This window comes from Pseudomonas sp. NPDC087814, assembly GCF_044742865.1.
Lineage (GTDB): Bacteria > Pseudomonadota > Gammaproteobacteria > Pseudomonadales > Pseudomonadaceae > Aquipseudomonas.
In genome coordinates, this window is sequence record NZ_JBIUVK010000007.1 from 24,076 (window position 1) to 37,934 (window position 13,859).

The following is a 13,859-nucleotide window of genomic DNA, read 5'->3' on the forward strand; positions in this document are numbered from 1 at the left end:
GTCGTATCACTTGCGAAATAGCGGTCGGCACTTCCCGTGGAAATGGCACATGGCTATGCTGTGGCCGGCGACTTCATGGCGTGGATTCGCAACGACTGAGGAAAACAAAAAATGACACCGGATCAAAAGTACGCGGCGGCCATGGTGCGCCTGGGTTATCAACTCAACGAGTTCAAGATCGGCGGCAACTACACGCCGCTGCTGAGGGACGGCAATCACGTCTACATCAGTGGCCAGATTCCGCGGGTGGGTGACGCCATCGTGTTGCCCGGCAAGGTCGGCGAAAGCCTCAGCCTGGCCGACGCACAGATTGCCGCGGGCGTCAGCGCACTGCGTTGCCTGGGCTTGCTCAAGCAGGCACTGGGTTCGCTGGACCAGGTCAAGGCGATCCTCAAGATCAATGTGTACGTGCGCAGCGCGGATGACTTCGACCAGCAAAGCGAAGTGGCCAACGGTGCGTCGGACCTGTTGAACGAGGTCCTGGGGGCCGCAGGATCCCATACGCGCACCTCGGTGGGCGTGCTGCAATTGCCCAAGGGCGCGGCCGTGGAAATCGACATGATCGCCGTGGCACGGGACTGAAACCGGGTGATCGCCGAGGTGTTTGCGGTACTGGTCCACTATGGAATCTACCTGCTCCCAGGACTGATCCTGTTTGGCCTGTGGTTCGGTCTCACGCCAAAAACATTGCCGGGCTTGCGCATCGTTATCCTGCTGCTGGCCTTTGTGCTGATGCGCGATGCGATGACGCCACTGGGCATGTGGTCGCTGAGCCGCGAGGTGCAGATCGAATTCACGGCCAACCCGTGGGTGCTGGCCGCGCTGGGCGGGTTATCCCTTGGGCTGATTGCCCTGCTCGCGCGCCTGGCACCGGAGTTGTGGCAACTGACGGTGCTGTTCAAGGGCAATCGTTGGGCGGGCCTGGCGGTGGGACTCGGGGCCGGGTGTCTGATCGGCCTGCCATTGCGGCTGTATCAAGGCATTGAGCCGGTTTACTGGGCCTGGCTGATGGGCATGCTGGTGCTTGCCTACTGCGCCAATGCGCTGGAAGAGGTGCTGTTTCGCGGCTTCCTGCAGGGCTATCTCGAACAGCACGTTACGCCGCTGCGTGCGGCGTTGCTCAGCGGGTTGGCGTTCGCCGCGTGCCATTCATTTCTGGCGTTGAGCGTGACGCAACTGGGCTGGCCAGTGTTGGCCTTTACCCTGATTGAAGGCGTGGCCTGCGGGCTGGTGCGGATGCGCTACGGTGTGGTGGCGGCGACGGCCACCCATGGCACGGCGATCTTGCTGATTGCCGTGCCGATGGTGTGAACCGTCTCAGGCCTGTACATCAACGCCGATGTGGGCCTGGAGCCAGTCTTTGTAGACCGCGATGTTATCGGTCGACTGGTCGCCATTTTTCGCGGTGACAGTCTTGCCGTCCAGGCGCCCGATATCGAGCAGGTACTGAAGACCGTTGGCCACATGGGTGGCGTCGCTTTTGCTGAGTGACTGAACATCGGGCAGTTCGACGGCGTTGCCTTTATCGTCGAAGGTCGCCCATGAAGGGTTGGCCCTGGCGGTGGCAACGGTTTGCGCGGTCGAGCGCACTTGCTCCTGATAGCTGGCTTCCAGCTTGGTCTTGATCTCGGGCGTGGCGTTGGTGACTTCAATCCTCCCGGCCCGCAGGGTGCCGTTTTCCATGGATTGTGTAAAAGTCTTCTGTCCCAGCGCTAACAGACTTGTCGTGCTTCCTATCATGGTGCCGCTCCCTTATTGGTAGCAGCAACAGAGCAAAACCCGGGCCATGTGCTGCATGCCTTGTGCGGCGCGGGCTGGGTGGTATTGCCGGGGCAGGGCGCAGGCCAGGAGTTGCCGGGGCTGGCAAAGGGTTGCCACGTCGGCTCGCGCGAGCGCATTTCAGAACGTTGGAAACTAAGTTCAGAATCTCCAGTCTGTAATAGCGTATCGCCACCTCTACAAGGAATTAACATGAAGCTTAAGGTCGTTTTGCTGGGCACGGTTTTGTTGGCTGCGCCGCTTTACCAAGCGGTTGCCGAGACGTGCAGGGCGAACAGTTATGGTGGGTCCGATTGCGAATACGACAATGGCACCTCTTCCAAGAGTCGCGCCAATAGCTACGGTGGGCAAGACACCCAATACAGCGATGGTACTTCCTCCAAGAGCCGCTCCAATAGTTATGGCGGGCAGGATATCCAATACGGCGACGGCACCTCGGCCAAGACCCGTTCCAACAGCTATGGTGGGCAAGACACTCAATACAGCGACGGCACCTCAGCCAAGAGCCGCTCCAATAGCTACGGCGGGCAAGACACCCAATACAGCAACGGCTCCTCCTCCAAGAGCCGCGCCAATAGCTATGGCGGGCAAAATACGACAAATAACTAGTGGCCCCGCCGCGGCTTTCTACCTCACCAATGACCGCTCATACGCCGCGGTCATCACCTGCCACGTCTGCGCATCCGCCGGAATCAAATGCTCGATGCGCAACGACGTTACCGTGATGTCCTGAGGCATGCCGAAGGTGGTGAAGGTCGACATGAAGTTCAGCTCACCTTCACGGGAGTTGACGCGTGTCAGCACCAGTGGCGGCGGTTCATTGACCAAGGCTTCGGTACTTTGCGGGGCCGGCAGGCTGTCCAGAAGCCTGGCAAGTTCGGAGTTGCCCAACGCCTCGCGCGTCGCCCGTTGCCAGGCGATGGTGCGGATTTCGTCAGCGTTGATCAAATGATCACCCAGGCCGCCAGGCTGTAGCAGGGTGACCAGCAAATTCAGCCCATCAGCCGCCTCCGGTTTGATCCCCACCAGCTCGAACAGCACCTGGGTACTGGCGTTGGCGGCGAGCACTTCCCAGTGGCTGCCCAGCACGATCGCCGGTGCAGGATTGTTCGCGTGGAGCACATGGCTGATTGCCTCGCGAATAGCCTCCATGGAGGGCGAGGAGAGCGGGGTTGCCTCATAGCGCGGGGCGAAGCCGGCAGCGAGGAACACGCTGTTGCATTGCTCCAGCGGAACCTCCAGCGCCATCAGCAAATTATGCAAGGTGCCCGGGCTCGGCTTGGCGCGCCCGGTCTCGATGCAGCTCAGGTGGCGTTGGGAAACCCCGGTGATCAGCGCCAGTTCCAGCTGGCTCAATCTGGCGTGCCGACGCAGCACGCGCAGTTGCGTGCCGGCGTTAGTGTCGGGGTTGGCGCGGGGGAAAGGTTGGCTGCTCATGGGTTGACTCTGGCCGTGCGGGTCGGTGGTGTCGATGACCTTCGAGGTCATTGAGAGGGGAACGACGTTATCACTAATGTGCAGCTTCCCGAACCGTTGTCTCCAAGGAGGAGAACATGCGCAGACCCTGGATTGCCCTGGCCGGGCTGTTGGCTTTTGCCCTGTACACATTGATCACGATGCTGATCGCCGAACAATCGCTCATGGCGTTCGGACGTGAATTGATATCGAGGCCGGATACTGCCCAGGTGGTGATTGATTTGTATCTGATGGCGGCCTTGGCGGGCGTATGGATGTACCGGGATGCGCGGGCCAGGGGCAAATCCCTGGCGTCGGTGTTGCCCTATTTACTGGTAACGGCGGTTTTCGTATCCATCGGTCCGCTGCTGTATATCGTGGTCAACGGGTTCCGCGAACCTTCAGGGGGCCGGTGATGGAGGTTTATGCGTTGTGCGTACTGGTGCTGTTCTTGAAGATGCTGGCGATCTCCTGTTACCAGGGTTTCTTTCGACTCAGATTCCGTGCATTCACTAACCACGAGGATGCAGCTTTCTTCCATCGCGATGCGAATCCCCAGGAGTTACCGCAAGTCTCTCGGGCCGAAAAGGCTTGGGCCAATGATCTGGAAAATATTCCGTTGTTCTTCATTTTGGGTGGCCTGTGCCTGGCGATGGAAACGCCAGGCACCGCTACCGCGGGGTTGTTCTGTCTGTTCACCGCTGCCCGTGTGATGCATACGGTGATGTATCTGAGCGGCCGCCAGCCCTGGCGCACCCTCGCTTATGGAGTGGGAGTGCTCTGTTTGTCGGGGCTGGCCGGTCTGCTTGGCGCTGGGCTGATAACAATCAAGGCGTGAGAAAGGCCTGATAGTTGTCCTTGGTGATCTGTTGATAGGGAATGGTCAGCTCCGCCGTGTAGGGCTGCTTCCTGATCATCTTCAGCGCCAGGTCAATCGAGCCGACGGCCTGGCCCTTGTTGTCCTGATAGGCCGTGACTACCAATAGATCTTTCTTGATCGCATCCAGGCCGGCGGGGCCGCCGTCGCTGCCGCCCACCAGGATGTCCTTGCCAGGGTGCATGCCGGCCTGGGTAATCGCCATCGCGGCACCGATAGCCATTTCATCGGCATTGGCCGCCACGGCGTCGATTTTCTTGCCCGAGACGATCCAGTTGTTCATCAGGTCCATGGCCTTGCTGCGCTGCCAGTCGGCGCTTTGTTCTTCGACGATATGGATGTTGGGGTAATCCTTCAGTACGTTTTTCACGCCCTGTGTGCGGTTGTGGGTGGCGTTGTTAGAGAGCAAGCCGAGCATGATTGCGAGGTTGCCCTTGCCGTTCATTTTTTCCGCGAGGTAGCGCATCTGAATCTCGCCCGCTTTGATCTCGTCCGAGCCGACATAACCCACCCCGGCCGGTAAGCCGGGGATGTCCGGGCGACGGTTGACGTACACCAGCGGGATACCCGCCTGCTGGGCATTCACAGTCATTTTCTGGGTAGCGGCGGTGTCGACCGCGTTGACGATAATCGCGTCCATGCCTTGGGCAGAAAAGCTCTGCACCTGGTTCAGTTGGCGCACCACATCGCCTTGGGCGTCTTCGAATTGCAGGGTCACGTCGGTGAGGTCCCTGGCGTGGGCCGCCATGTAGTCACGCATCTGGGCGAGGAACACGTCGTCCACCTGGGCGATGCTGACGCCGATGCGTGTCTCGGCGAGGGCTAGCGGGGTAACGATGAGGGTCAGGAGCAAGGTCAGCAGCTGTTTTTTCATGGTGTCAGTCCGTTTTTTTGTTGTTTTGAAAGACGTTGAAAACATTCCTCAGCCTTGGCGTTTGGCGTGTAGTTGCGCAACGCGTTCGGCAAAGGTCTCGCAGGGCCAGCGTTCGTTCAGTGCCTGCAACATCAGTTGCTGCCCGGTTTGCGGAGCCAGGCCCTGTAAGGGTGGGTCGGTATCCAGGTTGGTGGGAAAGGAATAGCCATCGGCGGTGCAGGCGATCACCGCGTGCAGCGCCTCGCCATCCATGACGTTGTCCGCCAGGCGCTCCAACAGGCAGGGGTACAGCGCCAGCATCATCCGGTCGCGGTCCACAGCCTCCATCGTTTTGCCGAACGCCGAGGAGATTTGCAGCAGGTTGGCCATGCGCTGGCGGTCCGGTGTGCGATTGGTGCCAGCGGCGTGAAACAGGGCCGGGTTGAAGAACAGCAGGTCACCTTTGTTCAGCGGCAATTGCACGGCATGCTGCTGGAAGTACTCGATGAATTCAGTGCGCCTCCAGGCCAGGTAGCCCAGTGGGTATTGCTGGGAAAACGGCAGCAGTTGGGTCGGGCCGGTTTCCAGGGGCATGTCGCTGTGGGCCACGGCCCCTTGCAGCGTGAGGTATTGGGACAGCGTGTGCAGGGGCAACGGAAAGCGCTCCACCACGTCGATGGTCTGGAACCCGAGGTGATAATCACGGTGCGGTTGCTGGGCTTGGCCACCGGGGTGCACCACGTTGACCTGGGCCGTGACTTGGTAGCCTGGGCCGAGCCAGGCTTGTGCGATCAACCCCAGCAGTGGGTTGGCGTAATATTCGACAAAGGATGCCGGCGACTGCAGTGCGGCCTTCTGTAATGAGTTCCAGATACGTCCGTTACTGCCGGCCTTGGCGAAGTGGTCGGCGGCCACACCTTGCGCAGCCTCTTGGGCAAAGATCGCTTCGAATACCTGGCTGTGACGGTCGACCACGTCCAGGTCGGCGTAGCCCTGGCGCACCACCATCACTCCCGGCCCCTGGCTGAACAGGCGATGCAGTTCGTCCAGCACGGCGTGACGATCGCCGTTGCGCAGTGCCTGGGCCTGATAGATCGGGATGTTGCTGCACACTTCGGCGCAGTGCGGGTAGTCCTCGGCAGCCGCCTGCTGGGCACAGATCGAGTGAAAATCTTCCAGTTGCACTGCGTCGGCGCTGACAAAGGCAGGCATCACGCACCCTCCACCAGGCTCAGGGCCTGATCGGGGCGTGGGGTGCCGCCGTCGCCACAGCCGATGACGCCTTGCTCCAGGTCGATCACCGTGCCGGTCATCATTCCCGACTCGCGTGACAATAGAAATGCCACGCTCTGGGCCACCTCTTCAGGTTTGAGCAGGCGGCCGAAGGGCTGCGCGGCTTCGGCAGCCTCCAACCAGCCATCCCCGGCACCGTGGTAGTGCCGCTGGATTTCATCCTCGTGAGGTGTGTCCATCCAGCCGATGTTCAAGCCGTTGACCCGAATCCGGTTGCGCAGGGCGCTGAACGCCACGTTTTTGGTCAGAATCGCGAGAGCGCCCTTGGACGCCGCGTAGGCACTCAAGAACGATTGCCCGCCGTGGCCGGTGACACTCTGGATATTGACCACTGCACCTTCAACCCTCTGGCTGATCATCAGCTTCAAGGCTTCCTGCATCAGGAAAAACGGCGCCCTCACATTGACCGCAAACAGTCGGTCAAACAGTTCAGGGGAGGTGTCGAGAATGGTGCCGCGATCCGACATCCCGGCGCAGTTGATCAGCCCGTGGAGGGTGCCGAAGTGGGCACGGGCCGCCTCGATCACGGCGCGGCAGTCGCCAATCTGTTCCAGGTCCGCCTGGACAAACACCGCGCGGCAATCGAGCGCTGCCAACTGCCGTACTTGCTCCTGGCCCTGGTCCGGACGGCGTCCGCAGATGATCAGGCCGGCAGCACCGCGCCGCGCCAGGGTATGGGCGACGGCAGCCCCCAATCCCTGGGTGCTGCCGGTGACGACAAAGTATTGGCCTTTGAAGGTATGGCTGAGGTCGGTTGAAGGCATCGGGGTCTCCTGGGTTTTTGTTGTTTTGAAGGCCGGGCTCGACGCCGGGCAAAACTGAGACTAGCATTGCGGTCACCTCAACGAGTCTCAAAAAGACCTCAAAAAGACCTCAGGTCCAACAGCATGCTCGAACGCGCTAAACACTTTTCCATCAAGCAACTGGCCACCCAGGCGGGCGTCAGCAAGGCGACAGTCGATCGCGTCTTGCATGAGCGCGGCAGCGTGCACGCCCAAACCCGGCGGCGTATCGAACAGGCTCTGGATGAGCTGGAATCCCAGGAAAAAAATGGCTTGGCAGTAGGCCGGACCTTTCATGTCGATGTGATCATGCACACGCCCAAGCGCTTCAGTGCGGCGGTGCAGGCCGCCATCACCGCCCAACTGGGCAGCCTGGCACCGTTTCGTATCGCCCCGCGGTTTCATTTGTTCGAAGAAATCGAGCCTCAGGCGATGCACGACCAATTGCTGCGCTGCCTCGAGACCGGCAGCCAGGGTGTGGTGCTCAAGGCCGCGGACGAGCCGGCGGTGAATCTGGCGGTCAAGCACCTGGCGGCCGCAGGTATTCCGGTGGTGACCCTGGTCACCGATCTGCCCCACAGCGAGCGCATCGGCTACGTAGGCATGGATAACCGCACCGCCGGAAAAACCGCCGCGTACCTTCTGTCCCGCTGGCTGTCACCCCAACCCCAGGAAGTGGCGGTGGTGATTGGCAGTGAATTGTTCCGGGGCGAGGAAGAACGCGAAATGGGGTTTCGCATGTGGCTGCGCGGCCGTGCGACGCACCTGCGGGTACTGGATATCAGCGGTGGGTACGGCGTGTATGACCGAACATTTGCCCGGGTCACCGATGCGTTGAAGCAGCATCCCGAACTGAAGGCGGTGTACAGCGTCGGCGGTGGCAACCGCGCAATTGTCGACGCCTTCGCGGCTCTGGATCGCCCGTTGGACGTGTTTATTGCTCACGACCTCGACGAAGAGAATCGCCAGCTGTTGGCTGAAGAAAAAGTCGCCGCGATTATCGATCACAACCTGCAGATCGATGCGCGCCATGTGTTCCTGCACATCCTGCAATTTCATCGGCTGTGGAAGGCTGGGCCGATTGCGCCGTCACAGGTACAGATCGTCACACCGTTCAACCTGCCGGACTGAATCTCCACACCCAATAACAATCCCAGGAGTTCGACCATGCTACGTATCGCTGTCCTTGGTGCAGGGCGCATCGCCAACATTCACGCGGCCAATGTCGCGGCCCATCCTGATGCCACTCTGGTGGTGGTCGCCGACCCCTGGCGGGAGGGCGTCGATGGCTTGGCTGCGCAGCTGGGTTGCGAGGCGGCCTATGACTGCGCAGCAGTGCTAAGTCGGGACGATATCGACGCGGTGGTGATTGGCACACCCACCGACACTCATATCGATTTGCTGCTGGCGGCCGTGTCCCAGGGCAAGGCCGTGCTGTGCGAGAAGCCCATTGACCTGGATTTCGCCAAGGCGCGGGCGGCGGCGCAAGCTGTGGAGCGCGACGGCGGCAAAGTCATGCTGGGCTTCAACCGCCGCTTCGATCCCGACACGCTGCGCCTGCGCCAGGCCATCGACGCGGGGCAAATTGGTGCTGTGCGGCAGGTGATTATCACCAGCCGCGACCCGGGGTTGGCGCCACGGGATTACCTGGCACATTCCGGCGGCATCCTGCGGGACATGACCATTCATGACTTCGACATGGCGCGGCACCTGCTGGATGAAGAGCCCATCGAAGTCAGCGCGATAGCCAGCCGGCTGGTAGACCCGAGCCTGGCGCAGATTGACGACTTCGACAGCGTGATGGTGCTGCTGCGCACCGCATCCGGGAAACAGTGCCATATCAACTGCTGTCGGGAGGCGGTCTACGGGTATGACCAGCGACTTGAGGTATCCGGGGCCAAGGGGGTGCTGCTCACGGATAACCATCGACCCAGCACCTTGCGCCATTGGAACCACGAGCACACCGAGGCGTTGGAGCCGTTGCAGCATTTCTTCCTGGAGCGTTATGCGGATGCCTACCGCAATGAGTTGGGGCAGTTTATCCAGGCACTGAGCGCGGGGCGCGCGCTGCCCACCAACATGCGCGATGGGCTGTATGCGTTGCACTTGGCGGACTGTGCGCTGGAGTCCATCAAGACCGGGCGAATGGTTGAGGTCAATTACGCTATTTAAGGTGTTGCCGGAGCGGGCATGCTCGCTCCGGCAGATTGCGCGTTAGATTTTTGCCAACGCCTGCGCCAGATCCGCCCGCAGGTCTTCCACATCCTCAACCCCCACCGACAACCGCACCAACCCATCACCAATCCCCAGCTGCGCCCGGGTCGCTGCCGGGATGCTCGCATGGGTCATGATCGCCGGGTGCTCGATCAGACTTTCAACGCCCCCCAGGCTTTCAGCCAACGCAAAGATCTTCACGTTTTCCAGGAAGCGTGTCGCTCCTGCCAGGTCGCTTTTCAGGTCCACCGAAATCATCCCGCCAAACCCGCGCATCTGCCGGCGTGCCAGCTCATGCTGCGGGTGTGATGCCAGGCCTGGGTAATAAACCCGCGCCACTTGCGGCTGTTGCTCCAGCCACGTCGCCAGTTCCAGCGCATTGCTGCAATGGCGCTCCATGCGCAGCGCCAGGGTCTTCACCCCGCGCAAGGTCAGGAATGCGTCGAACGGCCCGGCAATCGCGCCCACGGAGTTTTGCAGGAAGCCCAGGCGCTCGGCCAGTTCAGGATTCTGGCCGACCACCGCAATGCCGCCGATTACATCGGAGTGGCCGTTGAGGTACTTGGTGGTGGAGTGCACCACGATGTCGAAACCCAGCTCCAGCGGGCGCTGGATCCAGGGGCTGGCGAAGGTGTTGTCGGCCACGCAGATGATGCCCCGGGCCTTGCAGATGCGGGAGATGGCACTGAGATCGGTCAGGCTCAGCAGCGGGTTGCTCGGGGTTTCGACCCAGACCATCCGCGTGTCGTCCTGCAGCGCGGCTTCGAAGGCCGACAGGTCGGTCAGGTCGACGAAGCTGAAGCGATGGCCGGCGCTGCGCTGGCGCACTTTGTCGAACAGGCGGAAGGTGCCGCCGTACAAGTCATTGCCGGAAACCACGTGGGAACCGGCGTCGAGCAGTTCCAGCACGGTGGAAATCGCCGCCAGCCCGGAGGCGAACGCGAACGCCTGGGTGCCGCCTTCAAGGTCGGCCACGCAGCGTTCCAGGGCGAAGCGCGTCGGGTTGTGGGAGCGCCCGTAGTCGAAGCCCTTGTGAACGCCGGGGCTGTCCTGCAGGTAGGTGGAGTTGGCGTAGATCGGCGGCATCAGCGCCCCGGTGGTCGGGTCCGGGGATTGCCCGGCATGGATCACGCGGGTGGCGAAGGCGCTTTTATCGTGCTGGGTCATGCAAGGGATCTCCGTAGGTGATTGAGCAGGTCGACGCGGGTGATCAGGCCGTGAAAGCCCGAGGCGTCGGCAATGATTGCCACCAGCCCGCGATCCAGCTCGGCCTGCAATTGCGCAAGGCTGGCGCTGGGTGCGAGGGTGTGAAGGGCGTTGGTCATGGCGCTGCCCACGGTCATGGAAAAGTGCGCGGCGTTCTGATGCAGGCCGAGCAATACATCCGACTCGTCGAGCACCCCCACCAGTTGCTTGCCATCCACCAGCACCGGCAGCTGTGAGACGTCGGCCAGGCGCATGCGCTGGAAGGCGGTGAGCAGGCTGTCGTCGGGGCCGACGCTGATCACCCGGCCATCCTCGAAACGACGGGCGATCAGGTCGCGCAGGTCGCCGTAGTGTTTGTATTGCAGCAGGCCGGCGTCGTTCATCCATTGGTCGTTGTAGACCTTCGACAGGTAGCGCGTGCCGGTGTCGCAGACGAAGGTGACCACGCGCTTGGGCTCGGTCTGTTCGCGGCAATAACGCAGGGCGGCGGCCAGCAGGGTGCCGGTGGAGGAGCCACCGAGAATGCCTTCGGCCCGCAGCAGTTGGCGGGCGTGGTCGAAGCTTTCTTCGTCGCTGATGGAATAGGCGTGGCGCACGCTGGAGAGGTCGGCGATCGAGGGGATGAAGTCTTCGCCGATACCTTCCACGGCCCACGAGCCGGGCTCGGTCATGGTGCCGCTGCGGCTGTACTCGGCCATCACCGAGCCGACCGGGTCGGCCAGCACCATGGCCAGGTCAGGTTGCACGCGCTTGAAGAAGCGCGTCAGGCCGGTGAGGGTGCCGGCCGAGCCGACGCCAACCACGATGGCATCCAGGTCATGTTGGGTCTGGGCCCAGATTTCCGGGGCGGTGCTGGTCTCATGGGCCAGGGGGTTGGCCGGGTTGTTGAACTGGTCGGCGAAGAACGAATCGGGAATGTCCTTGGCCAGTCGCGCCGCCACATCCTGGTAATACTCGGGGTGGCCCTTGCCGACATCCGAGCGGGTGATGTGCACCTCGGCGCCCATGGCTTTCAGGTGCAAGACTTTCTCGGTGGACATCTTGTCCGGCACCACCAGCACCACCCGGTAGCCTTTGGCGCGTCCCACCAGGGCCAGGCCGAGGCCGGTATTGCCGGCGGTGGCTTCGATGATGGTGCCGCCGGGGCGCAGGCGGCCATCGCGCTCGGCGGCGTCGATCATGGCCAGGCCAATGCGGTCCTTGATGGAGCCGCCGGGGTTCTGGGATTCAAGCTTGAGGAACAGCGTGCACGGGCCGGTATCGAAGCGGCTGACCCGCACCAGCGGGGTATTGCCAATCAGTTCGAGCACGGCGGGGCGGGAAGCGGTGGGCATGTCGTCACCTGGCTACGGAAAGGGCGTATGGGATGGACAGCAGCGTTTACAACATGGTTTCGAACATAGGCCGGTATCGGGCCGCTCGCAACCGCGCGGCCGCCAGAATGTCTTTTTTTGGCGCATTGCTGCTTCATGGCGGAGCACGGCTGGAGGCGATCCATCGGCGGGTTTTCTGTCAACCTCACGTATTCATTGGCTTGCAGCTGATTGGCCCAGGGATTGCTAAAAGAAATCCAAACTTGGATACAAGATGGAATCCTCAATGCGCAACGAACAACTCGGCTGGACCCTGGGTGAATGGCAAGCTGCCTACCGCAGCCAGGCGCTGACTCCCGATATCCTGTTGACCCTGGCGAGCACGTTTCCCTCCGAGGACAATGCCTGGATCAGCCAGGTGCAACCGCAGCAATTGCGTGACCAGCTGGCGCAGTTGGCCGAGCGGCTTGCGGCGGTCGACGGCGATATCGACCAGTTGCCGTTGTATGGCGTGCCGTTTGCCATCAAGGACAATATTGATGCGGCGGGTTGGGAAACCACGGCGGCGTGTCCTGAGTTTGCCTATACCGCCGCGGCGGATGCCTCGGTGGTGGCGCGGTTGCGGGCGGCCGGGGCGATCCTGATGGGCAAGACCAACCTCGATCAGTTCGCCACCGGCCTGGTGGGTACACGCTCGCCCTACGGCGCGGTGGGCAACAGTTTTAACCCGGACTATGTCAGCGGCGGTTCCAGTTCGGGTTCGGCCTCGGTGGTTGCCCGCGGGCTGGTGGCGTTTTCCCTGGGCACCGACACCGCCGGTTCCGGGCGGGTGCCGGCGGGCTTCAACAATATCGTCGGGTTGAAGCCGACCAAGGGACGCTTGTCCAACACCGGACTGGTGTCGGCCTGTCGTACCGTGGACTGTATTTCGGTGTTTGCGCTGACGGTTGAAGATGCCGAGACGGTTGCGGGCGTCGCTGCTGCTTACGACGCCAGCGATGCCTATTCACGCGTCAACCCCAACACTGCTCCCGTAGCGGTCGGCGCCACGATCAAGCTGGCGGTTCCGGCCAGCCTGGAGTTTTTTGGCGACGCGCAGAACCAGGCCGTATTTGAACAGGCACTGCTCAGGTTCCAGTCCCTCGGCGCCGAAATCACGGCGGTGGATTTCAGCCCGTTTCAGCAACTCGCCGAGCAGCTCTATTACGGCTCCTGGGTTGCGGAGCGCACGGTGGCACTGGAAGGCATGCTCGCCAGCAACGCCGAAGCGATCAACCCGGTGGTGCGTGGCATTGTGGAAAACGGCCACACTTACAGCGCCTGCGATGCCTATAAAGCCGAATACCTGCGCGCCGAACTGAGCCGCCGCATCAACGACACCCTGGCCGGTTTCGACGCCTTGCTGGTGCCGACATCGCCGACGATCCGCACCCTGGCGGAAATGGCCGTGGAGCCGGTGCTCTACAACTCGCAGTTTGGCTTCTACACCAACTTCACCAACCTGGCCGACCTCTCGGCACTGGCCGTGCCCGCCGGGCTGCGCAGCGACGGCCTGCCGTGCGGCGTCACCCTTATCGCACCGGCCTGGCACGACGCCGCCCTGGCGCATCTGGGCAAGCGTTGGCAGGCCGGCCTTGATCTTCCGCTGGGCGCTACCCAACGCAATCTGCCGCAACCGGCACCGGCGCGACAGGCGCCCGGCAGCGTGCGGGTGGCGGTGGTTGGGGCGCATCTCACCGGGATGCCGCTGAACTTCCAGCTGACCAGCCGCAACGCCGTGCTGGTGGAGCAAACCCTGACGGCGAGCAACTACCGCCTGCATGCACTGCCGGGCACGGTTCCGCCCAAGCCGGGGCTGGCCAGGGATGACTCGGGCCGCTCGATCATCGTCGAGCTGTGGGACATGCCTGTCGCCCGCTTTGGTGAGTTCGTCGCCGAGATTCCCGCGCCGCTGGGCATCGGCAACCTCACCCTGGCGGACGGGCGCAGCGTGAAGGGTTTTATCTGCGAGCCCTGGGCCCTGGCAGGCGCCACCGACATCACCGAATTCGGCGGCTGGCGCGCGTACATGGCGAGCAGGAACTAGG

General features: G+C 62.2%; 15 protein-coding genes. 8 read left to right on the plus strand and 7 right to left on the minus strand.

Translation table 11 applies throughout. The features are described from left to right. Positions 1 to 111 precede the first annotated feature (111 nt). On the plus strand, positions 112 to 582 hold the full coding sequence (locus ACIOMR_RS08140; RefSeq protein WP_401193343.1) for a RidA family protein: 471 nt from the start codon (positions 112 to 114) through the stop codon (positions 580 to 582). Positions 583 to 588: 6 nt separating this feature from the next. Beyond that, positions 589 to 1,311: a type II CAAX prenyl endopeptidase Rce1 family protein gene (locus tag ACIOMR_RS08145; protein ID WP_401193346.1), complete on the plus strand. Its 723-nt coding sequence runs from the start codon at positions 589 to 591 to the stop codon at positions 1,309 to 1,311. A 6-nt stretch (positions 1,312 to 1,317) separates the two neighbouring features. Here ACIOMR_RS08145 and ACIOMR_RS08150 read toward each other — a convergent pair whose 3' ends face one another. Beyond that, the gene (locus ACIOMR_RS08150; protein WP_003215095.1) at positions 1,318 to 1,683 is read right to left on the minus strand and encodes a hypothetical protein; all 366 of its coding nucleotides are present in this window, start codon (positions 1,681 to 1,683) and stop codon (positions 1,318 to 1,320) included. Between the two features lie 288 nt (positions 1,684 to 1,971). Between ACIOMR_RS08150 and ACIOMR_RS08155 the strand changes: the two genes are divergently transcribed. Continuing rightward, positions 1,972 to 2,388, plus strand: a complete 417-nt coding sequence (locus tag ACIOMR_RS08155) for a hypothetical protein (protein ID WP_003215097.1) — start codon at positions 1,972 to 1,974, stop codon at positions 2,386 to 2,388. An 18-nt stretch (positions 2,389 to 2,406) separates the two neighbouring features. Here ACIOMR_RS08155 and ACIOMR_RS08160 read toward each other — a convergent pair whose 3' ends face one another. Further along, positions 2,407 to 3,216, minus strand: a complete 810-nt coding sequence (locus ACIOMR_RS08160) for a helix-turn-helix domain-containing protein (RefSeq protein WP_401193351.1) — start codon at positions 3,214 to 3,216, stop codon at positions 2,407 to 2,409. Between the two features lie 116 nt (positions 3,217 to 3,332). On the opposite strand from ACIOMR_RS08160, the gene ACIOMR_RS08165 reads away from it, so the two are divergent. Further along, on the plus strand, positions 3,333 to 3,650 hold the full coding sequence (locus ACIOMR_RS08165; protein WP_003215101.1) for a DUF2834 domain-containing protein: 318 nt from the start codon (positions 3,333 to 3,335) through the stop codon (positions 3,648 to 3,650). Continuing rightward, positions 3,650 to 4,072 (plus strand): MAPEG family protein, encoded by a 423-nt coding sequence (locus ACIOMR_RS08170; protein WP_177019784.1) that lies wholly within the window; start codon positions 3,650 to 3,652, stop codon positions 4,070 to 4,072. The genes ACIOMR_RS08165 and ACIOMR_RS08170 overlap by 1 nt, the downstream gene beginning before the upstream one ends. Here ACIOMR_RS08170 and ACIOMR_RS08175 read toward each other — a convergent pair. From ACIOMR_RS08175 to ACIOMR_RS08185, 3 genes are read right to left on the minus strand one after another with little or no spacing between them, the layout of a single operon-like run. After that, entirely contained in the window at positions 4,062 to 4,985 is a 924-nt protein-coding gene (locus ACIOMR_RS08175; RefSeq protein ID WP_008436286.1) for a sugar ABC transporter substrate-binding protein, read from the minus strand. The genes ACIOMR_RS08170 and ACIOMR_RS08175 overlap by 11 nt on opposite strands. Before the next feature lie 48 nt (positions 4,986 to 5,033). Further along, positions 5,034 to 6,176 carry a phytanoyl-CoA dioxygenase family protein gene (locus ACIOMR_RS08180; RefSeq protein ID WP_003215107.1) on the minus strand — a complete coding sequence of 381 codons (1,143 nt, stop codon included), beginning with the start codon at positions 6,174 to 6,176 and terminating at the stop codon, positions 5,034 to 5,036. Further along, positions 6,176 to 7,021, minus strand: coding sequence for an SDR family oxidoreductase (locus tag ACIOMR_RS08185; RefSeq protein WP_063029668.1), 846 nt, complete (start codon positions 7,019 to 7,021; stop codon positions 6,176 to 6,178). Before ACIOMR_RS08185 ends, ACIOMR_RS08180 begins: the two co-directional genes overlap by 1 nt. Before the next feature lie 123 nt (positions 7,022 to 7,144). Between ACIOMR_RS08185 and ACIOMR_RS08190 the strand changes: the two genes are divergently transcribed. Further along, positions 7,145 to 8,170, plus strand: a complete 1,026-nt coding sequence (locus ACIOMR_RS08190; protein WP_401193357.1) for a LacI family DNA-binding transcriptional regulator — start codon at positions 7,145 to 7,147, stop codon at positions 8,168 to 8,170. A 36-nt stretch (positions 8,171 to 8,206) separates the two neighbouring features. Then, complete coding sequence (gene iolG, locus ACIOMR_RS08195) at positions 8,207 to 9,211, plus strand: inositol 2-dehydrogenase (protein WP_401193360.1); 1,005 nt, start codon at positions 8,207 to 8,209, stop codon at positions 9,209 to 9,211. Between the two features lie 42 nt (positions 9,212 to 9,253). On the opposite strand, the gene ACIOMR_RS08200 is transcribed toward iolG, so the two are convergent. After that, entirely contained in the window at positions 9,254 to 10,420 is a 1,167-nt protein-coding gene (locus tag ACIOMR_RS08200; RefSeq protein WP_008436288.1) for a cystathionine gamma-synthase, read from the minus strand. After that, positions 10,417 to 11,793 carry a cystathionine beta-synthase gene (locus tag ACIOMR_RS08205; RefSeq protein ID WP_003215116.1) on the minus strand — a complete coding sequence of 459 codons (1,377 nt, stop codon included), beginning with the start codon at positions 11,791 to 11,793 and terminating at the stop codon, positions 10,417 to 10,419. The genes ACIOMR_RS08200 and ACIOMR_RS08205 overlap by 4 nt, the downstream gene beginning before the upstream one ends. A gap of 265 nt (positions 11,794 to 12,058) precedes the next feature. On the opposite strand from ACIOMR_RS08205, the gene atzF reads away from it, so the two are divergent. Continuing rightward, on the plus strand, positions 12,059 to 13,858 hold the full coding sequence (atzF, locus tag ACIOMR_RS08210; RefSeq protein WP_401193365.1) for an allophanate hydrolase: 1,800 nt from the start codon (positions 12,059 to 12,061) through the stop codon (positions 13,856 to 13,858). Position 13,859 lies beyond the last annotated feature (1 nt).